Genomic DNA, 20,532 nt, shown 5'->3' with positions numbered 1-20,532 from the left:
GCAGGCCAACTGGTAAAAGGATGGGGTTTTTACGATGGCATGCAGCCGAAAACGCGGGATCAATGGGAAACCGCGCGCAGCGCGGCGAATTCGGCCGCCGGCATCGGGCGCGCGAACAGGTAGCCCTGGAAGCCGTCGCAGCCGATCTCGCGCAGCCGGTCCCATTGCGCTTCCTGCTCGACTCCCTCGGCCACCACCTGCAGGCCCAGGCTGGACGCCAGGTGGACGACGGCCTGCACGATGCTGGCCGCGTGCGGCGTGCGCAGCATGTCGCGCACGAAGGACTGGTCGATCTTGAGCTGGTCCAGCGGCAGGCGCTGCAGATAGCTCAGCGAGGAATAGCCCGTGCCGAAGTCGTCCAGCGAGAAGCCGATGCCATGGCGCTGCAGCGAGGCCATGCGCGCGATGGCGTCTTCGACGTCGGCCAGCAGCACCGTCTCCGTCAATTCCAGCTTCAGGCGGCGCGGGTCGGCGCCGCTGGCGTCCAGGATCTCGAGCAGGCGCGGCGCGAAGTCGCACTGGCGGAACTGGCGCGCGCTGACGTTGACGGCCAGCGTCAGGCCCGCCGTGGCGGGATCGGCGCGCCACGCCGCCAGCTGGCGGCAGGCTTCCTCCAGCGCCCAGTCGCCGATGCCCACGATCAGGCCGGACTTCTCGGCCTGGGGGATGAAGGCGCCGGGGCCCGTCAGCCCGTTGCGCGGATGGCGCCAGCGGATCAGGGCCTCGGCGCCCGTGGTCCGGCCCATGCGGTCGACCACGGGCTGGTACCACAGCTCGAATTCGCGCCGCGCCAGCGCGAAGCGCAGGTCGGTCTCGAGGCTGGTCGTCGCATCCACCGCCGCCTGCATGGCGGGATCGAAGAAGCGGAACGCGGCGCCGCCGGCGGACTTGGCGTCGGCCATCGCCAGGTCGGCCTGGCGCAGCAGGTCGGTGCAGCCGGCGTGGCCGGCGCCGAACAGCGCCACGCCCACGCTGGCCGTGCTGCGCAGCTCGCGACCGTCCAGCGCGTACGCCAGGCCCAGGGCGTTGCCGACCTTGCGCGCCACCAGTTCGGCATGGGCGCAGGCGCTGTCGGCCACCGTGCCCAGGTCTTCCAGCAGCAGCACGAACTGGTCGCCGCCCAGGCGCGCCACCGTGTCGGTGTCGCGCGTGACCTGCTGCAGGCGGAACGCCGCCATTTCCAGCAGGCGGTCGGCGGCCGCGTGGCCCAGCGTGTCGTTCAGCAGGCGAAAGCCGTCCAGGTCGATGAACAGGACGGCGCCGTAGCCACCCTTGCGTTCGGACTTGGCCAGCGCGCGGCCCAGGCGGTCCATCAGCAGGCGCCGGTTGGGCAGGTTGGTCAGGCCGTCGTGGAAGGCGAGGTGGGCCAGGTCGGCCTCGGCCTGCTTGCGCGCGCCGATGTCGCTGCGGGTGCCGACCATGCGCACGGGCGCGCCGTCGGCGCCCCGTTCGACCACCTTGCCGCGCGACTGGATCCAGACCCAGTGGCCGCTACGGTGGCGCATGCGGAACTCGGCTTCGAAGTCGTGGCTGGCGCCCTGCAGGTGGCGCGCCAGCCTTTCCTGGACCAGTTCGCGGTCGTCCGGGTGCACGAGGGCGAGGCCGTCGGCGGCCGTGTCCGCCGCGGCATGGGCGTGCGCCTGCTCGTGCTCCTCGCCGTAGGCCGCGTGGCCGAGGATCGCGCACGCGCGCTCGTCCACGTTGCGGCGGCCGGACGGGATGTGCCAGTCCCACAGGCCGATGCCGGCGCCGGCCAGCGCGAGTTCGATGCGCGCGGCGGCGTCCAGGCGCTCGGCCTCGGCCTCGCGCGCAAGCCGCTCGAGCGCGCCGCGCCGGCGCTGGGCCAGCAGCAGGGCGACCGCGCAGGCGAGCCAGAACAGTACCCAGCCGGCCAGGCTGGCGAACGCGAGGCCGCGCCAGCCGGCATCGACCTGTTCGCGCAGGCGCGCGGCGTCCGCATACGGCGCCGCATGGCGCTCGTTCCAGACCATGGCCGCGAGCAGCACGGCGGTGGACAGCATCCCGGCGGCCAGCAGCAGCCACTCGGTGAGGCGGCGGCGCGGGGCCGTCAGGCGCAGCAGCAGATGAAGAGGCATGATGGGCTCCCTGACAATGGTGCCATCGTAGGCGGCGGGCACGGCTTGCGCCATCAGACGTGGGTATCGGTCGCCATACCATCGTATGAGCATCGTAGGAGCGCTCCACATCCGGAAGCGGCGCCGCACGATTGGCCCATGCCGCGGATTGGATTAACATGCGCAGCTGACGGGCGGGCCGCTGCGCCGCGCGGCGCCTGTCGCGGAGAGGAACATGAAAGCGATCGTAACGGGCCACACCAAGGGCCTCGGCGCCGCCCTCGCGGCCAACCTGCTGGCGCGCGGCGTACCCGTGCTGGGCCTCGCGCGCAGCGGCGCCCCTGCGCTGCATGAGGCCTACCCGGACCTGTTCGAGGAAATCGAGCTGGACCTGGCCGACGGCGCCGCGCTGGCGGCCTGGCTCGCAGGCGGCGCGCTGCAGCACTACCTGGACGGCACCGGTGCCGTCCTGCTGCTGAATAACGCCGGCGTGGTGGGCCCGGTCGGCCCGCTCGATGCCCAGGATCCGCAGGCCGTCCTGCGTTCGGTGGCGCTGAACGTGGCGGCGCCGATGGCGCTGTCGGCGGCCGTCGTGCGCGCCAGCAGCGGGGCGCAGCGGCGCATCCTGCACATCTCCAGCGGCGCGGCGCGCAATGCCTACCCGGGCTGGAGCGTCTACTGCGCCACCAAGGCGGCGCTCGACCAGCACGCGCGCGCCGTGGCCCTCGACGGCGAGCGGGGCGTGCGCATCTGCAGCCTCGCCCCGGGCGTCATCGACACGGGCATGCAGGCCGAGATCCGCGACACCCCCGAAGACCGCTTCCCGATGCGCCAGCGCTTCGTCGACCTGAAGGAGACGGGCACGCTGGTCGATCCCGAGCAGTGCGCGGAGCAGCTGGTCGACTACATGCTGGGCGCCGGCTTCGGCGCCGAGGTGATCGCCGACCTGCGCACGCTGTCCTGAAGCCGGCCGGCGCCGGCCGGAGGCGCGGCCAGGGTCTTGACTGGCGTCAAAGTAATGCCGTGGCGGCGATGGGACCATGCATCTTGGTCTCAAGCAATTGCACATCGGGGGAGCGATGGACGAGCTGCTGCGCTATTACGAGGAAGAGCTGGGACTGTTCGGGCAATTCGCACGCGAGTTCCGTGCCCGCTACCCGAAGCCGGCCAGCGAGCTGCACGTGGCCGGCGACACCTGGGAAGACCCCAGCGTCGCGCGCCTGATCCAGTCGGTGGCCCTGCTCAGCGCGCGCATCCAGAAGCGCCTCGACGACGACTACCCCACGTTCACCGAGGCGCTGCTGGACAGCCTGTACCCGCACTACCTGCGTCCGCTACCCGCATACTCGATCGCCCAGGTCGGCTGGCGCGGCGACGGCGAAGTGCCGGACAACGTCTCGGTGCTGGCGCGCGGCAGCATGCTGCGCAGCAGCGCCGCGCACGGGCAGGTGGTCCGCTTCCGCACCGTCTACGACGTGCTGCTGGCGCCGCTACGCGTGGCGCTGCTGCGCTTCGATCCCTTGCTGGGGGCGCCGCGCGCCGCCCAGGCGCCACGCGGTGTCGGCAGCGGCATCGCGCTCGGGATCGCGCTCGCCGGAGCGGGACCGGGCGTCGCGGCTGAACTGCCCGCGCGCCTGCGCCTGTTCGCCGACGGCGAAGCGTCCGTGCGTGCGGCCCTCATCGACGCGCTGTTCCTGCGCACCGCCTGCGCCTGGCTCGAGGTCGACGGGGACGGCCGCTGGCTGCCGCTGGCGGCGCTGCCGCTGCGCCTGGCCGGGCTGGACGAGTCCGACGCCATGATCCCGTATCCGGCGCGCTCCCACCCGGCGCTGCGCCTGCTCAGCGAATACTTCGCCTATCCGGAAAAATTCCATTTCGTCGACGTCGACCTGGCCGAGGTGCGCGCGCTGCTGCCGCCGCGCTGGCGCCGCTTCAGCCTGCACCTGGGCATGAGCGGGATCCGCCCGGACGGCGGCGAGGCGCGCCTGCTGCAGGGGATCGATGCGCGCAACCTGCTGCCGGGCTGCACGCCGGTGATCAACCTGTTCCCGAAGGCGGCCGCGCCGCTGCAGCTCGCGCACACGGGCGCCGACTATCCGCTGCTGGCCGACGGCGCGCATGCGGCCGACTACGAGATCCACAGCGTCGACGCCGTGCGCCTCGTGCGGGCGGGCGCGATGCCGGCGGTGTCCACGGGCGTGACCCGTTTTGCGCCGCTGTATTGCACCGACGAGGGACATGGCTTTGAAGCACAGGCCGACGGAGCCCGCGCCGGCGCCCATTACTGGATCGTGCGGCGCGACCATGCCACCGCCGCCGTCAGCCCGGGCCACGAGATGCGCATCGCGCTCGTCGACGCCGATTTCCGCACGACGGAGGCGGCCGGCGCCACGCTGTCGGCCGACCTCACCTGCAGCAACCGCGACCTGCCGGCGCGGCTACCCTGGGGCGAGGCGCAGGGCGACCTGCAGAGCAGCGAGGTGGCGGGACTGCCGCCCGTGCGCCTGCTGCGCAAGCCGACCCCGACGCGCCGCTTCGAGGGCGCGCGCGGCGCGCACTGGCGCCTGATCTCGCACCTCGCCCTGAACCACGCAGGGCTGACGATGGCGGGGCTGGCCGACTTCCGCAAGATGCTGGCGTTGTACGACCTGGCGCGCTCGCCGGTGGCGCAGCGCCAGATCGCCGGCATCGTCGGCCTGGAGCACGGCGCCGTGCGCGCCTGGGTCGCCACGGCGCCCGTCGCCACGCTGATGCCGGGCATCGGCATCCGCCTCACCGTCGACGAGGAGGCATTCGCCGGCAGCGGCCTGTACCCGTTCGTGCAGGTGCTGGACCGCTACTTCGCGCTGAACGGACAACTGAACTGCTTTACCCGGCTGCAGGTCGTGTCGCGCCAGACCGGCCAGGAGATCGCCGCCTGCGCCCCCCGCATGAGCGCGGGCGGGTTCGACGCGGCGCCGGGCGGCGCAGGATGGAAGTGATCGCGCGCCTGCTGGCCGACCCCCAGCGTTTCGAATTCTTCCAGGCCGTGCGCCTGCTGCAGCTGTGGCTGGGCGAGCACGGCATCGCGCCGCGCCAGGCGCTCGACAGCCACCTGCGTTTTCCCAACAGCCTGTCGCTGGCGTTCCCGGCCAGCGAGATCGAGCGCCTGGCCGTCGAGCGCATGCACGGCGGATTGCCGCGCTTTCTGCTCACGCCCGGTTTCATGGGCCTGCTCGGCGCCCATGGCGCGCTGCCGCGCGACGTCACGGAACGGATCCTGGCCTGGCAGGGCGGGGAAGCCGATGCGGTGCTGGCGGACGCCCCGCGCGCATTCCTCGACATGTTCTCGACGCGCATGCTGGCGCTGTTCTACGGCGCCTGGAAGAAGCACCGCGTCGAGCTGATGGCGGGCGGGCCGGACGACGGGTTCCTGCCGCTGCTGCTCGCCGTGGCCGGCCTGCCGGAGGCCGCACTGGCAGGCATCGACGGCAAGGCGCTGGCGCCGTACGCGGGACTGCTGGGCCGCCGTCCCGTGTCGGCGGCCGTGCTGGGGCGGATCCTGTCCGGCCATTTCGCGCTGCCGGTGCGCATCGTCGAGGGCATCGGCCACTGGGACCGCCTGGTGCCGGCCGAGCGCAGCGCGCTGGGTGCCGGTGCCGGCGGCACCCCGGCCGCGCTGGGCCGCGCTGCGCTCCTGGGCGAGCGCTGCTGGCGTCCGGACCTGCGCGTGCGGGTGCGCATCGGCCCCCTGGACCGGCAGGACTACTCGCTGTTCCTGCCGCACGGCGCGCGGGCGCGCCGGCTGCGCACGCTGCTCGGCCTGTTCGCTGCGCCCGCGCTGGCCTACGAGGTGGAGCTCGTGCTGCGCCGTACCGACGTCCGGCCGGCGCGGCTGGCGCGGGACGGCCAGCGGCTGGGCGTGGACGGCTGGCTGCTGGGCGGGCCGGCGCCGGAGGACCGCGCCGACCTGCGCTACGAACTGCGCCCGCTGGCGCCGCTGCCGGCCTTGCCCGCCTTGCGACCCCGTCTCGCTGAAACTCCTTGACCTTCCCACCGTGGGAAGGAATATCCTGTCAGGGAATCGACAGGAGAACCCATGCCAGACCCATCGCCATCCCCATTGCCCTCCCAGGGCACCACCGCCACCCACGCCTTCGCGATCGAGGGCATGACCTGCGCGTCCTGCGTGGCGCGTGTCGAAAAGGCGCTCAAGGCCGTGCCGGGCGTGGACAGCGCCAGCGTCAACCTGGCCACCGAGAAGGCCAGCGTGCAGGGTAGTGTCGCGCCGGCAGCCATCCTTGCCGCCGTCGAGCGGGCCGGCTACGGGGCGCAGCTGCTCGACGCAGACCGTCCGGCGGCGGCGCAGGCGGACGCGCCCGGATCGGGCTGGCCGGCATGGTGGCCCGTGGCGGTGGCCGCGATCCTGAGCGTGCCGCTGGCGGCGCCCATGCTGGGGGCGGTGCTGGGCCGCAACTGGATGCTGCCCGGCTGGCTGCAGCTGGCGCTGGCCACGCCCGTGCAGTTCTGGCTCGGCGCGCGCTTCTATCGCGCCGGCTGGAAGGCGCTGCGCGCCGGCAGCGGCAACATGGACCTGCTGGTGGCGATCGGCACCTCGGCCGCCTACGGCCTGTCGGTCTATCTGCTGCTCGCCCACGGCGGCATGGAGCACCTGTATTTCGAATCGTCGGCGATCGTCATCACCCTGGTCCTGCTCGGCAAATGGCTGGAGGGACGGGCCAAGCGCCAGACGGTGGCGGCGATCCGCGCGCTCGAATCGCTGCGGCCGGCCACGGCGCTGGTGCGGCGCGACGGGCGCGACACGGAGATCGCGCTGGACGCGCTGCGCGTGGGCGACCTGATGGTACTGCGCCCGGGCGAGCGCGTGCCCGCCGACGGCCGCGTGGTCGACGGCGAGAGCCACGTGGACGAGTCGCTGCTGACGGGCGAAAGCCTGCCCGTCGCGAAACGCGCGGGCGACCCGGTGACGGGCGGGGCCGTGAATGGGGAGGGCCTGTTGCTGGCCGAGGCGACGGCCGTCGGTGCGGCGACGATGCTGGCCCGGATCATCCGCATGGTCGAGGATGCGCAGGCCGTCAAGGCGCCGATCCAGCGCCTGGTGGACCGCGTCAGCGCCGTGTTCGTGCCGGTCGTGCTGCTGGTGGCCGCCGTCACGCTGCTGGGCTGGGGCCTGGGCACGGGCGATTGGCAGGCGGCGCTGCTGAACGCCGTCGCCGTGATGGTGATCGCCTGCCCCTGTGCGCTCGGCCTGGCCACGCCGACGGGCATCATGGTCGGCACCGGCGCCGCGGCCCGCCACGGTATCCTGATCAAGGACGCGGAAGCGCTGGAAACGGCGCATGCCGTGCGCACCGTGGTGTTCGACAAGACGGGCACACTGACGGAGGGGCGGCCGGCGCTCGTGGCGCTGGAGACCGCGCAGGGCGCCGACGCGCGCCGCGTGCTCGCGCTGGCCTGGGCCGCCCAGCAGTTCAGCGCGCACCCGCTGGCGCGCGCCGTGGCCGAGGCGGGCACGGCCAACGGCATCGCCTGTCCCCCGGCATCGGACGCGGCCGCCTTGCCGGGACGCGGCGTGCGTGCCGTGACGGACGACGGCGTCGTCTACCTGGGCAATTTGCGCCTGCTGCAGGAGCTGGGGGCCGACGCGGCGATCGATCCGGCGCTGCAGGAGTCGGCCGCGCGCCACGAGGCCGACGGCCGCACCGTGTCGTGGCTGGCGCTGGCGCGCAACGGCGGTGCGCCCGCCGTGCTGGGCCTGCTGGCCTTCGGCGACCGCGTCAAGTCCGGCGCCGCCGCGGCGGTCGCGCGCTTGCAGGCGATGGGCGTGGCAGCCATCATGCTGACGGGCGATAATCGCGGCAGCGCGACCGCCGTCGCCCGCGTGCTGGGCATCGAGCGCTATGTCGCCGAGGTCCTGCCGGGCGCCAAGGCCGACGAGGTCCGCGCCCTGATGCAGGGTGGCGGGAGCAGGGTGGCGATGGTCGGCGACGGCATCAACGACGCGCCCGCGCTGGCGGCGGCCGACGTCGGCATCGCCATGGCGGGCGGCACCGACGTCGCCATGCACACGGCCGGCATCACGCTCATGCGCGGCGATCCGGGGCTGGTGGCCGATGCCATCGCTATCTCGCACCGTACCTACCGCAAGATCCGCCAGAACCTGGGCTGGGCCTTCGTCTACAACGTGGTCGGCATCCCGCTGGCCGCGTTTGGCCTGCTCAATCCCGTGCTGGCCGGCGCCGCGATGGCGCTGAGCTCCGTGAGCGTGGTGACCAACGCGCTGCTGCTGCGCCGCTGGCAACCGGCGCGGCCGGAGGCGGCAGCGCCGGCCCCGGCCGCCTGGGAACCTCTACGCCTGCCGCTGCAGGAAACCGTATCAACCATCGGGGCGCAAGCCGCCCCTGTTCGAGGAGAAGCGAAGATGTATGAATTGACCGTCGAAGACATGACCTGCAAACATTGCGTGGGTCGCGTGACCAAGGCCGTGCAAGGGGTGGACAGCGGTGCCGCGGTGGAGATCGACCTGCCGACCGGCAAGGTGAAGATCGACAGCACGGCGGAACTGGAGCGGATCGCGCAGGCGATCGACGAGGCGGGGTATCCGGTGAAGGAAAAGAAGGCGGCCTGATGGCCGCCTTCCGGGGTGTGCTTGCGGACGCGGGCACGTGGTGCCCAGCGTGCCGCGGGGGGCTTAGAAACCGTACTTGACGCCCACCGACACGATGTCGGCCTTGGTGCCGGTATCCTTGTCGCGGCCATAGCGTTCGTACTCGCCGACGATCGACGTGTTCTGGTTCAGTGCGTATTCGACGCCCAGGCCGCCGTACAGGCCGGTGTCACGCTCGTTGTAGTCGCCATAGCCGGCGACGCGGTTCTTGCGCTCGTTGTACGAGGCACCCAGCTTGCCGTAGGCCGAGAAGCGCTCGTTCAGCGGGTAGGCGTACTTGGCGGCGACGTAGGAGCTGTTGCCCTTGACGCTGGCGCGGCCCGGGAGGCCCGACGGGACGTTGGTATCGTAGTCGCGGCTGCCGAAATGGGTGTAGCCCAGTTCGACGGCCCAGTTCTGGTCGATATTGTAGCCACCGAAGACCTTGCCGCCTGCGCGCCAGTCGTCGGATGCCTGGTTCTTGCCACCCGAGACGCCAACGCCGACGTAGGGGCGCGGCGCAACGTAGTTCGAGGTGTCGATGGTGGACTGGGCCTGGGCGGCGCCCATGGCGGCGACGCCGGCGGCGAGAGCGATAATCAGTTTTTTCATTGAATGGTTCCTTTGCACTGTTCGCGGTTCCTCGTGAACCGCGTAAGGAAACGATAGCAGTGTGGGCAATATTGACCGAGTCACAATCCGTAAGTAACTGTAACGGACCGGGGTACTAACTGACCCGCTGGTCAATATGCATGGCGGATATGACGCGAAAATAGCGGCGAGATGGGCGATGATGCCCGGCGTAGTCACTCGCAAAGAGGGTGCATTGTCTGTGACATTCTGAAACAACTTGTCCCTGTGGCATGATTGCAACAAGGATTTGACAATCCAGTAAAAACGCCGTGCCTGGCGCAAGCCCGGCACGGCGTTTCTGCTTACAGCGCGACGAGGGTGACTTAGAAGTCGTACTGCAGGCCGACGGTGTAGACGTCCGCCTTGGCGCCGAGGTCCTTGTCCTTGCCGTAGCGTTCGTATTCGCCGATCACCGACACGTTCTGGTTCAGCTTGTACTGGACGCCCAGGCCGCCATAGACGCCCGTGTCGTTGTCGTTGTAGCCGCCCACGTTGCTGCGCAGCTTGCGCTCGGTGTAGGCCACACCCAGTTTCGCGAAGCCCGAGAAGCGGTCGTTGAACGCGTAGGTGTACTTGCCGGCGATGTAGCTGTTCTCGCTCTTCACGTCGCCACGGACGCCGGAGCGGTTGAAGTCCTGCTTGTCGAACCAGGTGTAGCCGCCTTCGACGGCCCAGTTCGGGTCGATCTGGTAGCCGCCGTAGATCTTGGCGCCAGTGCGGTAGTCGTCGGTGGTGACGTTGTCCGAGGTGGCTGCGCCGATGCCGGCGTAGAAGTGCGGCGTGGTCGAGCCGACGGTCTGGGCTTGTGCAGCGCCCACGGCAGCGATGCTAGCGATCAGGGCAAAAACGAGCTTGTTCATGGTCTTTCCTTTCGGTTCTTGTTTTGGTCTGTTTCGCAGTTCGTCGTGAATTGCGTAAGGGAAAGATAGTCCTCTCGAGACCGGAAAAAAAGGTGCCATTCGTAAGCAGCTGTAACATCATCGGTAGTTACTGACCTTTGGGTCAGGTAGTTCCGTAGCGATAATTGAGAAAAAAGGCTTCTTTTAAAAAATTCTTTGCGTAAAGTATCATTTTTCGATACTTTGATTTGGTGACATCTTGCAACAAATTCCTGCCGTCACACGGGTGGCGGCGGCAGGTTCCATGCATGGCGGATGTCAGTGACCGCCGTGCCCGCTTCCGCGCTTGACGCGGGCAGGGGGCGCCGACGCCGGAGCGGGTGTGGAGGCAGCCCGCACGGGCTCGTCGAGCGGGCCGTTCCACTCGGCGGCGACAGTCCCCTTCGGATACGTGTACCAGCCCGGATCCTTGTAGTCGCCGCGTGCCAGCCCCTCGCGCACCTTGATCGTCGTGAACATGCCGCCCATCTCGATCTCGCCGAACGGTCCTTTGCCATCCATCATCGGCAGCGTGTTCTCCGGCAGCGGCATGCGCATGCCGCCCATCGAGCCGCCCTTGTCGCCCATGACCATATAGCCGGGCACGAGGTCGTTGATCTTCCTGGCTACGCCGCGGTGGTCGACGCCGATCAGGTTCGGCACATCGTGGCCCATCGCGTTCATCGTGTGGTGCGACTTGTGGCAATGGAAGGCCCAGTCGCCCGGCGCGTCGGCCACGAATTCGATGGCGCGCATCTGGCCGACGCCCACGTCCACCGTCACTTCCAGCCAGCGCGCCGCCGGCGGGATCCAGCCGCCGTCGGTGCCCGTGACCTCGAAGCGGTGGCCGTGGATGTGGAAGGGGTGGTTCGTCATCGTCAGGTTGCCGATGCGGATGCGCACGCGGTCGTCCTTGCGCACCACCATCGGGTCGGTGCCGGGGAAGGCGCGGCTGTTGATGGTCCACAGGTTGAAGTCGAGCATCGTGTTGACCTTCGGCGTGTAGCTGCCCGGTTCGATGTCGTAGGCGTTGAGCAGGAACACGAAGTCGCGGTCCACCGCATGCTGGCGCGGATCCTTCGGGTGCGTGACCCAGAAACCCATCATGCCCATCGCCATCTGCGCCATCTCGTCCGTGTGCGGGTGGTACATGAAGGTGCCGGCATAGCGCGCCACGAATTCGTAGACGAAGGTCTTGCCCGGCGCGATGGCCGGCTGGTTCAGGCCCGCCACGCCGTCCATGCCGTTCGGCAGCAGCTGGCCGTGCCAGTGGATCGTGGTCGCTTCCGGCAGCTTGTTGGTGACGAAGATGCGCACGCGGTCGCCCTCCACGACTTCGATGGTCGGGCCGGGACTCTGGCCGTTGTAGCCCCACAGGTTGGTCGTCATGCCGGGCGCGATCTCGCGCACCACGGGTTCGGCCACCAGGTGGAATTCCTTCACGCCGTCCTTCATGCGCCACGGCAGGCTCCAGCCGTTGAGCGTGACGACGGGGTTGAACGGGCGGCCGTTGGGCGGCGGCGGGGGCGGGACGGTGAGCGGCGAATTCTGTACCGGTGCTTCCGGGACGGCGGCCTGGCCGGCCTTGCCGACCAGCGCGGCGCCCAGGAAGGCGCTGCCGGCGCCGCCGATGAAGTGTCTGCGGGAGGTCATTCTGCGTGTTCCTTGTATTCCATTTGTTCCTTGTGTTCCTGTGCCGCGGCCGCCGCCGGTGCGCCCACGCGGGCGCCGAGCGCCGCTTCGAGGTTGGCTTGCGCGGTCCAGAATTCCTTCAGGGCGTCGATGTAGGCGTTGACGGCGCCGGCCTGCTCGCGCGCGTCGGCGAGCAAGGCCTGGGTGCTGGCCAGCATGCCGTTGTAGCGCAGCAGCACCTCGCGCGAGATCTGCTTGCGCAGCGGGATCACGGTGTCGCGGTAGTGCCGCGCGACGTCGTACGAGGTGCGGTAGTCGAGATAGGATTCGCGCGCCTCGCTGCGCGCCGTCACGGCCGTTTCCGCCACGCGCTGCAGCGCCTGCATGTAGACGGCTTCGGCGCGGGCCGTGCGCGCGCCGCCCCAGTCGAACAGGGGCAGTTCGATCGACAGCTCGTAGCCGCGCGCGGAAGGGGATCCCGTCTCCGACTTGCCGGCATAGCCCAGCTCCAGCGCATTCACGAAGCGCGTGACGCGCGTGAGGCCGAGGTTCTCGGCCGTCGCCTGCGCGTCGGCCTTCGCCGCCTGCACGTCGAGGCGCTGTTCGAGGGCGATGCGTTCCACGTCCTGCAGCGCGGCGGGGGAGCCCGGCAGGTCGGGCAAACGGTCTGGCAGCGCGTACCCGGTGTCGGCGCCCCACAGGCCCATCAAGCGGGTCAGGCGTTCGCGCGCGGCCGTGGCCTGCTTGCCGGCGCGCGCCAGCGCGGCCGCGCTTTCCGCATGAAACGCCTGCTCGCGTGCGAGGTCGAGCTTCGCGATATTGCCGGCCGCCGTCATGCGCGCCGCCAGTTCGGCGCTGGCCTCCGCCGACGCATTAACCTGGCGCGCGTAGTCCAGTTGCTGGCGCGCGGCGACGGCGTCGATCCAGGCGCGCCGCGTGTCCGCCGCATGCCGCTCGATGGCGGCACCGACGTCGCGCCGCACGGCCTCGAAGCGACGCGATTCCATGCGCGCCGCCAGCGGCATGGTCAGCAGGCCGGCCAGGTTGAACGACAGGCTGCGTTCGATCTCGATGTCGCCGTCACCCGAGACGCGCTTGAAGCCGAGCGCCGGATTCTGCAGCCGCGACGCCTGTGCCAGCTCGGCCTGGGCGATGCCCACGTTCCAGTAGGTCGCCTGCAAGCCCGGATGGTTGACGAGGGCGATGCGCACGGCCGCGTCCATGTCGAGCGGCCGCCCTAGTTCGGCCCGCACGCTGTCACGGAGCAGGCGCGCGGCCTGCTCGTCGCTTGCCAGGCGCGGGGTCGCGCCGATGCGGCCCGCCGTCGTATCGGCCACGGCGCCGAAGCCGCCGTCGGGCGCGACCGTCGTGCAGGCGCTGGCCAGCAGGGCCGTCGCCAGCAGCGCCGCGCCCGTGCGCAGATGCGCGCTCATTGCTGGTCTCCGTGATGGTGCGCATGCGGGTCGTGCGCCGGCGCCTGTTGTTGTTGCTCCTGCCGCGGCGGCATGGCGTGGCCGGCATGCGGATCGGCCGGCGCCGCGGGCGCAACATGGTCCGCGTGGCCCGCATGGCCCGCATGTGTCGCGTGGCCGCCCATAGGCTTCATGGTCAGCGCCATCGAGTTCGTGCTGGCGACGACATCGTTGCTGGCTTTCCAGTGGCGGTCGGGTTTATCGGGCACGGGTGCGGCGCGGTAGTCGACGGCCGGCCGGTAGACGGTGGCGGGCACGGGCGCCTGCGCATCGGCGGGGCCGGGCTGCCGGTCCTGGCGGGCCTGGGCGAAGCTGCAGGCGCAGGCGGCTGCCAGCAGCAGGCCGGCGGCGCGCGCCGGCATGGATGTTCGGTTCATGGTTCCTCGTACGGTCTGGCGTAATGGACGCCGCGGCCGGATGGCGGCGGCAACGCTGGCCTGCGGCGGGCGCGAACCGCCGGCGCAGGCCGGATGACGTCAGGCGCGGCGTGCGCGCGGTGGCCGTTCGAGGAGGGTGGGGTCGACGCTCGGCACGTGGCCGGCGCGGAAGGGAATCGAGGTGGAAGCGGGCGTCGCCAGCGCCAGCGGCAGGGGCACGGCGGGCGGCGCCATCGCGGCGCCGATGCAGCAGGACGCGCACGAGCCCTTGCCATGGTGGGCGCCGCCGTCGTGGCAGTCCGGCGCATTGGACGCTGCATTGGACGCCGCCTGGACGGCGCAATGCGTGTCGGCATGGTCCGCCCCGGCCATCGCCGCCGCATGGCCGTGGCCAGCCGTCGGCGCGGCTGCCGCCGGCACGGCCGCGGGCGGCGCGCACGGCAGCATGCCCGCCGCGGCGACGCCCTGGAAAGGCAGCGCCAGCAACAGCAGCCAGGCGAGGAAGACATGGGCAAGGGATTTCACGCGCTTATTCTAGCATGTGGCATCGGGCCGACAATCGCGTCGTCGGGCCGTTGCAAGGGGCGTGCGGCCCTTGCCGGGACCGGTGCAAATGATAATATATTGACATCGCTAACGACGGGGCGGCGGCACATGAACGTGATGATGCGGAAGCTGGTGATGCGCAAGCTCGTAATGCGCTTGCTCGCGGCGCCGGGCATGCGCACCCAGCACGGGGTTGCCGAGCGTGCCGCGCACGTGATCGACAAGGTGATCTTCGACATGGGCGTCGAGCGCCTGCTGCAGGGGACCATGCAGCTGGATTGGCGCCTGCGCCCCAGTTTCCATGGTTGCCCGGAAGGCGCCGCCCGGGCGCCGCTGGCGACGGTGGCGCTGGGCCGCCTGGACGGGGCCGCGGCACTGTGCGCCGCCGGCGAGCGCGGCGCGCCGCTGCAGCCCTACACGCGCGCCGTCGTCGACGCGCTGCTGCGCGAATTCCGCGCCCAGTCGCCGCAGTTCCGGACGCTGCCCTGAACCCGGCCGCGGCTACAATGCCGCATGCCGAAAAAATCCCCCATCTTTCCCGGCCCGCGCACCGCGCGCGGCGCCGTCCTCGCGGTACTGCTGTCCAACGGCGACCAGGCCGGCGCCGAACCCCTGCGCGGCCGCGTGACGCTGGCGGCGATCGTGCGGGCGCTCAAGCGCAAATACCATTGGCCGATCGAGACCACGAGCTTCCCGTCGAACGCGGCGGACGGCCGCGCCACCTGGGCCACCGTCTACAGCCTGCCGCCCGACGTGATCGCGGCCGCCCTCGACGAGCGGGGGCGGGATTGGCTGCGTAGTGCGGGCAATGAGGCAGCGCACTGAGGCAGCGCACTGAGGCAGCGCACTGAGGCAGGGCAACGAGGCGGGCCAATGAGACCGTAGCGCCCGGCCGCCCCGGGTGGGTCAGGACACCTGCGCGAACGCCTCCGCCTGCGCGCGCGCGGCGCGCTTGATCGCCTGCGGTGGCTGGCCGAAGGCGCGCACGAAGGCACGGCGCATGCGCTCGGAATCGGCGAATCCCGTTTCCCGCGCCACCACGTCGACCGGGTGGTTGCTGTCTTCCATCATGGCGCGTGCGGCTTCCACGCGCAGCCGCTCGATCGCCCGTGCCGGCGACTGGCCCGTCTCGGTGCGGAACGTGCGGCTGAACTGGCGCGTGCTCAGGTTGGCGGCGTCGGCCAGCTCGTCCACGGACAGGGGCTTGCGCAGATGCCGCTTGGCGTAGGTGAGCGCCTTCTGGATGCGGTCCGACTTGGGCTGCAGCTCGAGCAGCGACGAGAACTGCGACTGGCCGCCGCTGCGGCGGTGGTACAGTACCATCCTGCGCGCCACGTTGCACGAGACCTCGGTGCCATGGTCGTCTTCCACCAGCGCCAGGCACAAATCGACGCAGGCGGCCATGCCGGCCGAGGTCCAGAACTTGCCGGCATTGATGAAGATGCGGTTCTCGTCGACCTGCAGGCGCGGGAAGGCGTGCTGCAGCGTGCGCCCCAGTTCCCAGTGGGTCGTGGCGCGGCGGCCTTCCAGCAGCCCGGCCTGGGCCAGCAGGAAGGCGCCGGTGCACAGGGCGGCGACGCGGCGCGACTCCTGGCCCGCGCGGCGCAGGATGTCGAGGAAACCGTCCGATGCGGGTGCCGCGCCGGGCATCATCTGTCCCGCCACCAGCAGCGTGTCGTAGTCGTAGCGCGTGACGGGCGCGGTCAGCACCTGGATGCCGGACGAGCTGGCGAGCATGCCGCCATGTTCGGACAATACCGTCACCTCATAGCAGGGTTCGTCGAGCAGGGTGTTCGCCACTTCGAAGACGGTGCTGGCCATGAAGTCCAGTGCCTGGAAGCCGGGGGGCAGGAGTAGTCCGATCTGTTTCATGATGTCCTCAGAGTTTTCGATGCGTGCGGATGTCGGCGAGCACGCGCCGGCGCCCAAACAACCTGGCATCCAGGGAATACGCCCCGGGCCCCGCAAGGCCCACAGCCAGGCTACAAAGGATCGGATCCGCCAGCGATCCGATATCCTGCGACGTGCCGAGGAAGCAGCACAGCAGTTCGCAGCCGAAGCACGACGCCGCGGCCAGCGGCGTCAGGAACCCCGTTACGAGCAGCAGGGCCGCCACGCCGCACGCCGCCGCCAGCGCCAGCGGGGGCTGCGCGGCGATGCCACTCCCGGCCAGCTGATACGCCGCGGCGGTGCGCAGGAGCAGCAGGCCGATGCCTGCGGCGCCGCGCGGAAACGCACTTGCGAACAATTTCACGTGCTGCGCTCCGGTCAAGGTGGGCCGTGCAGTCTCGGCAAATCGCACATCCCGGCCGTTCGGACGACTATCGCCTTGCCGCTCCGGAATGTAGAATGAATGTTAAAGTTTTTTGCGGTCGCAGCAATCTCCAGATCATTCAGGGTCGAACTACCCAAATCTGGGGATGACAGCGCGGCGGCGTATTGCCATCGTCGGCATCGCGCGCCTTTCCTCCCACCACACACAAGGTCCGCCATGCCCATCTCCGTACTGATCGTCGACGATCACCCCTTGTTCCGTCAGGGCCTGGCCAGCATCCTGGATGGCGAACCCGATATCGTGCTGGCCGGGGAGGCGGGCACCGGACGCGAGGCGCTGGCGTGCTGCCGCACCCTGCAGCCGGACGTGGTGGTAATGGATATCCAGATGCCGGAACTGGACGGCATCGAGGCGACGACGCTGATCCGGCGCGATTTTCCCGACATCCGCGTGGTCGTGCTGACCACCTACGAGGGCGATGTCCACGCCATGCGCGCGATGAAGGCCGGCGCCAGCGGCTACATGCTGAAGGGCCAGGCGCGCAAGGACCTGCCCGACGCGGTCCGCGCCGTGTACTCCGGCGAACGCCGCATGGCGCCCTCGGTGGCCATGGCGATGGCCTGCCACGTGCACGACGACGCGCTGACGCCGCGCGAGATCCAGGTGCTGGAACTGGCGGCCACCGGCAAGACCAACCGCCTGATCGGCATCCAGCTGGGCATCTCGGAAGCCACGGTGGCGGCGCACATGAAAAGCGTGCTGGCCAAGATGGACGCGAACGACCGCACCCACGCCGTCGTGCAGGCGCTCGAGCGCGGCATCATCGACCTGCGCCGGCGCGGCGCCTGAGCGCCACTCAGCGGCCGGTGCGGCCCAGCAGTCCGCGCAGGCCGCAGCGCCAGCGCGGTTTCTCTTCCGGGACGTACAGGCGCGCGGCGGGGAAGCGCGCGATTACCTCGGTGCCGAGGCCGTCGCGGCTCCACCATTCGAGCGTGCCGCCCAGCGCCGCGGCGCGTTCCTTCATGCCCGGCAGTCCCCAATGTCCGTCGCGGCCCCCGCGCTGCTGGATGTCGTCGTCGATGCCGCGGCCGTCGTCGCGCACGACCAGGCCGAATTCGTTGGTGCCGTAGGTGAGCTCGACCTCGATCTTGCGGGCATGCGCGTGCTGGTAGGCGTTGAACAGCGCTTCGCGGGCGATGTAGTAGATCTCCTGCCAGGCCACGTCCTGCAGCGGACGGGCCGTTCCGCCGACGAAGAGCTTGAACTCGGCGCCGAACTGCGCCTGCAGCGCGGCGCCGAAGGCGGCCAGCGCCTGCCCGATGTCGGCGTGGCCGCCGTCGCCGCTACCGCGCAGCCCCTTGATTTCCTCGCGCGCTTCCGTCATCACCGTGTCGGCCTGGTCGAGGATCGCGTCGAGCCGGCCGCGCGCCTCGCTGCTGCGCTCCATCGGCTTGACGGCGACGTGCAGGCGCAGGATCAGCGCCTGCATGTTCTGCAGCAGCGTGTCGTGCAGGGTGCGTGAGATGCGTTCGCGCTCGGCGAGCCGCTCCTGGAAGCGCTCGTTGAGGCGCTGCGCCAGGCGGCGCGTGCGCCAGCGGTAGGCGAGGGCCAGCAGGCCGATGGCCGACACCGCGCATAGCAGGCGGAACCATGTGGTCTGCACCATGGTGGGCCGGATGACGAGGTCGACCTGTGCCGGCGCGAGCGCGGGCACGCCATCCTCGTTGGTCGCGCTGACGCGGAAGCGGTAGGTGCCGGGACCGAGGCCGCTGTAGAAGGTCGAACGGCGGCTGCCTGCATCCTGCCAGTCGGGGTCGACGCCGTCCAGCCGGTAGCGGAAGCGGACCCGCTCGGGGTTCGTGTAGCTCAGGGCTGTGTACTCGAAGCGCAGGCTGGTCGTGCCGGCGGGAAGGATATAGCGGCCCCGCGAGTCCCTGGATGCGCCTTGTATGCTGGGCGGTTCGATGACCATCGTCGGCGCCACCTCGTTGTGGTGGACGCGGGACGGGTCGAGGTAGACCACGCCGGCCTGGGACGCGAACCACAGCCTGCCGTCGCGCGTCCTGGTCGCAGTGGGAAAGCCGTTGTAGGACAGCGCAGTGCCGGAATAGCCTTCGGTGCCGTCGTACAGGGTAGCCTGTACTTGCCCGGCGCCGTCGAGCGCCGCCTTCCACGCCGAGGCCGCCACGTGCACGACGCCTTTGCGGCCGTTGAACCAGCGGTCGCCGTTCGGGTCCACGATGTGGCCGGTGATCCCCGCGAGCAGCTCCGGGTCGCTTGCATCGAGCCGGCGGATGCGACCGCCGTCGACTACCGCGAGCCCATCGGTGCCGGCCACGACCACGCCACGCTGCGCGTCGATCAATGCGATGGGCCCGATACCGGCATTGCCCTCTACCGCGGATAGCGCGCCGTCGCGAAACCGCATGACCGTCCCGTCGCGGAACCCGAACCACGCGGCATTGGGAGCATCGGCCTCGATGCTTGTCACTCCCTTCGGCGCGCCGTAGTCGCGCGACGGGATCCAGGCGCCGGCATGATAGTGGAACAGCCCATGTCCGGACAGGCCGAGCCAGATGTCGTCGCCGCTCCCGGTAAGGCGGATCGCCAGGCCCTTCAGCGGTTTTCCGTCCGGCCCCGGGGGATAGTCGATCGTCGAGACTACGCCGCCGCGCGTGCGCGTGATGCGGCCGTCGCTGGCGCAGAGCAGGCTGCCGTCACCCGTCCCGGCGAACAGGGCAGGCGGGCGCTGGCGCCCGAAGGACGTGCTTCCCGCCTCGAACCGAAGGCCGCTGCCCGTGGATGCAACGAGAGGGGCGCCATCGGGTGCGGCAACCACCTGGAACCAGCGTTCGCCCGGCGGCAGCGGGATCGGCGCCAGACGGTTATGGCGAAAGCGTTCCAGGCCTGTCCGGGTCGCTACCCAGATATTGCCTTCGCGGTCTTCCAGCATCGTCTGGGTGGTGAGGTCGCTGAGGTCCCATGCGCGGTCGAGGCGGTCCGTGGCCAGCGCGGCTGCGTCGAACGGAGCGTGCGCCTGCAGGCTGCCGGGCGTGGTGCGGCACAAACCCGTCGGACACATCAGTGTCCACCGATTGCCGTCGCGGTCCACGATCCCGCCGGAGGCGCTTGTCGGCGCGCGCATCGTCCCCACCGCCAGGGTCGCGGTCGGGCCGGGCATTGGCAGCGCCTGCCACCGGCCATCCCGGATCAGCCACATGACCCCATCCGGTGCCGGCACAACGGGATTGCCACTGTCCGGCATGCCGGTCGCGACGAAGCGCCCGTGGTCGCGATCCAGCAGGTAGAGCCCGGTGTCCTTGCTGCTGGCCCACAGCCGGCCGTATCCGTCCAGGGTAACGGCATCGGCGACGGGGCCGGGGAAGCCCTGTTCCCGGCCGTACGCGGTCCAGCGTCCGCCGTGGTAGCGCAGCATGCCCTTGACCGTTGCAGCCCAGATACTGCCGTCCGTGTCGACGGCCAGCTGGTAGCTGGCCGGCACATCGGCGGGACTGGCCAGGCGCGTGACGGTCGCGCCACGCAACTGCACGATCCCGCCCATCAGGTAGCCAACGAGCAGGTCGCCGTGCGTAGTAGCATACAGCGTCGAGACGCCGCCGTTGGGCAGCTCGATGCCCGCGCCGCCGTACCTGGAGAACCGAACGCCGTCGAAGCGGTACAGTCCGGAAGTGGTGCCCAGCCACAGCCATCCGTCGGTCGTCTGCGCCATCGTCGTGATGTTCGACGGCGCCCCGGACTTGGCCGTCCAACTCGTGTGGTTGTAGTCAGCGAGCCCCACGCGCGGGTCGAGGGCATGGGCGGTCATCACCGAAAAGGCCAGCAGGCTGCCCAGCACGAGGCGGACGGATCGGCGGAGCAGGGGCGTTACGTCGGGGCGTTGGTTCGGCATCGGCGAGTGCGCTCGGTCAAGGGCATGGCGCCGCGGGGAATGGGCAGCGCCAGATTGGCCACGATTGCCAATCTTTCTTTACTGAACG

17 protein-coding genes are annotated in these 20,532 nt (G+C 70.3%); 7 read left to right on the top strand and 10 right to left on the bottom strand.

From position 1 onward, the window contains the following. Positions 1-59 precede the first annotated feature (59 nt). Positions 60-2,096: a putative bifunctional diguanylate cyclase/phosphodiesterase gene (locus tag ACI1V7_RS23365; protein WP_404534306.1), complete on the bottom strand. Its 2,037-nt coding sequence runs from the start codon at positions 2,094-2,096 to the stop codon at positions 60-62. A gap of 214 nt (positions 2,097-2,310) precedes the next feature. On the opposite strand from ACI1V7_RS23365, the gene ACI1V7_RS23360 reads away from it, so the two are divergent. The 4 genes from ACI1V7_RS23360 to ACI1V7_RS23345 all read left to right on the top strand — a co-directional run bounded on the left by ACI1V7_RS23360 (position 2,311) and on the right by ACI1V7_RS23345 (position 8,703). Then, positions 2,311-3,039: an SDR family oxidoreductase gene (locus ACI1V7_RS23360; protein WP_404534305.1), complete on the top strand. Its 729-nt coding sequence runs from the start codon at positions 2,311-2,313 to the stop codon at positions 3,037-3,039. 76 nt (positions 3,040-3,115) lie between these two features. After that, on the top strand, positions 3,116-5,056 hold the full coding sequence (gene tssF / locus ACI1V7_RS23355) for a type VI secretion system baseplate subunit TssF (RefSeq protein WP_404534304.1): 1,941 nt from the start codon (positions 3,116-3,118) through the stop codon (positions 5,054-5,056). Next, on the top strand, positions 5,047-6,102 hold the full coding sequence (gene tssG, locus ACI1V7_RS23350; RefSeq protein WP_404534303.1) for a type VI secretion system baseplate subunit TssG: 1,056 nt from the start codon (positions 5,047-5,049) through the stop codon (positions 6,100-6,102). Before tssF ends, tssG begins: the two co-directional genes overlap by 10 nt. 123 nt (positions 6,103-6,225) lie before the next feature. Beyond that, a complete protein-coding gene (locus tag ACI1V7_RS23345; protein ID WP_404534595.1) occupies positions 6,226-8,703 on the top strand; it encodes a heavy metal translocating P-type ATPase in 2,478 nt (825 codons plus the stop codon). A 63-nt stretch (positions 8,704-8,766) separates the two neighbouring features. Here ACI1V7_RS23345 and ACI1V7_RS23340 read toward each other — a convergent pair whose 3' ends face one another. The 6 genes from ACI1V7_RS23340 to ACI1V7_RS23315 form a co-directional block, all read right to left on the bottom strand. After that, positions 8,767-9,333, bottom strand: coding sequence for a porin family protein (locus ACI1V7_RS23340; protein ID WP_404534302.1), 567 nt, complete (start codon positions 9,331-9,333; stop codon positions 8,767-8,769). A gap of 344 nt (positions 9,334-9,677) precedes the next feature. Further along, entirely contained in the window at positions 9,678-10,214 is a 537-nt protein-coding gene (locus ACI1V7_RS23335) for a porin family protein (protein ID WP_404534301.1), read from the bottom strand. 297 nt (positions 10,215-10,511) lie between these two features. After that, complete coding sequence (locus ACI1V7_RS23330; protein WP_404534300.1) at positions 10,512-11,885, bottom strand: multicopper oxidase family protein; 1,374 nt, start codon at positions 11,883-11,885, stop codon at positions 10,512-10,514. Further along, positions 11,882-13,297: a TolC family protein gene (locus ACI1V7_RS23325; protein ID WP_404534299.1), complete on the bottom strand. Its 1,416-nt coding sequence runs from the start codon at positions 13,295-13,297 to the stop codon at positions 11,882-11,884. Before ACI1V7_RS23325 ends, ACI1V7_RS23330 begins: the two co-directional genes overlap by 4 nt. Continuing rightward, the gene (locus ACI1V7_RS23320) at positions 13,294-13,713 is read right to left on the bottom strand and encodes a hypothetical protein (protein ID WP_404534298.1); all 420 of its coding nucleotides are present in this window, start codon (positions 13,711-13,713) and stop codon (positions 13,294-13,296) included. Before ACI1V7_RS23320 ends, ACI1V7_RS23325 begins: the two co-directional genes overlap by 4 nt. A 99-nt stretch (positions 13,714-13,812) precedes the next feature. After that, a complete protein-coding gene (locus ACI1V7_RS23315) occupies positions 13,813-14,238 on the bottom strand; it encodes a hypothetical protein (RefSeq protein ID WP_404534297.1) in 426 nt (141 codons plus the stop codon). A gap of 156 nt (positions 14,239-14,394) precedes the next feature. Here ACI1V7_RS23315 and ACI1V7_RS23310 point away from each other — a divergent pair, with 156 nt between their 5' ends. Continuing rightward, entirely contained in the window at positions 14,395-14,748 is a 354-nt protein-coding gene (locus ACI1V7_RS23310; RefSeq protein ID WP_404534296.1) for a hypothetical protein, read from the top strand. Between the two features lie 24 nt (positions 14,749-14,772). Continuing rightward, positions 14,773-15,084, top strand: a complete 312-nt coding sequence (locus ACI1V7_RS23305) for a hypothetical protein (protein ID WP_404534295.1) — start codon at positions 14,773-14,775, stop codon at positions 15,082-15,084. 81 nt (positions 15,085-15,165) lie between these two features. Here ACI1V7_RS23305 and ACI1V7_RS23300 read toward each other — a convergent pair whose 3' ends face one another. Together ACI1V7_RS23300 and ACI1V7_RS23295 are read right to left on the bottom strand one after the other, a co-directional pair. Continuing rightward, complete coding sequence (locus ACI1V7_RS23300; protein ID WP_404534294.1) at positions 15,166-16,131, bottom strand: GlxA family transcriptional regulator; 966 nt, start codon at positions 16,129-16,131, stop codon at positions 15,166-15,168. A 7-nt stretch (positions 16,132-16,138) separates the two neighbouring features. Beyond that, complete coding sequence (locus tag ACI1V7_RS23295; protein ID WP_404534293.1) at positions 16,139-16,513, bottom strand: hypothetical protein; 375 nt, start codon at positions 16,511-16,513, stop codon at positions 16,139-16,141. Positions 16,514-16,750: 237 nt separating this feature from the next. Here ACI1V7_RS23295 and ACI1V7_RS23290 point away from each other — a divergent pair, with 237 nt between their 5' ends. Next, the gene (locus tag ACI1V7_RS23290) at positions 16,751-17,383 is read left to right on the top strand and encodes a response regulator (RefSeq protein ID WP_404534292.1); all 633 of its coding nucleotides are present in this window, start codon (positions 16,751-16,753) and stop codon (positions 17,381-17,383) included. Between the two features lie 7 nt (positions 17,384-17,390). Here ACI1V7_RS23290 and ACI1V7_RS23285 read toward each other — a convergent pair whose 3' ends face one another. Continuing rightward, entirely contained in the window at positions 17,391-20,444 is a 3,054-nt protein-coding gene (locus tag ACI1V7_RS23285) for a two-component regulator propeller domain-containing protein (protein ID WP_404534291.1), read from the bottom strand. Between the last annotated feature and the right edge of the window lie 88 nt (positions 20,445-20,532).

Origin of the sequence: Massilia paldalensis (assembly GCF_044901715.1) — a bacterium.
In the GTDB taxonomy this organism is placed as follows: Bacteria; Pseudomonadota; Gammaproteobacteria; order Burkholderiales; family Burkholderiaceae_D; genus Telluria; species Telluria paldalensis.
The sequence above is the reverse complement of the archived record's forward strand: the minus strand, read 5'-3'. Positions and strand labels throughout refer to the sequence as shown.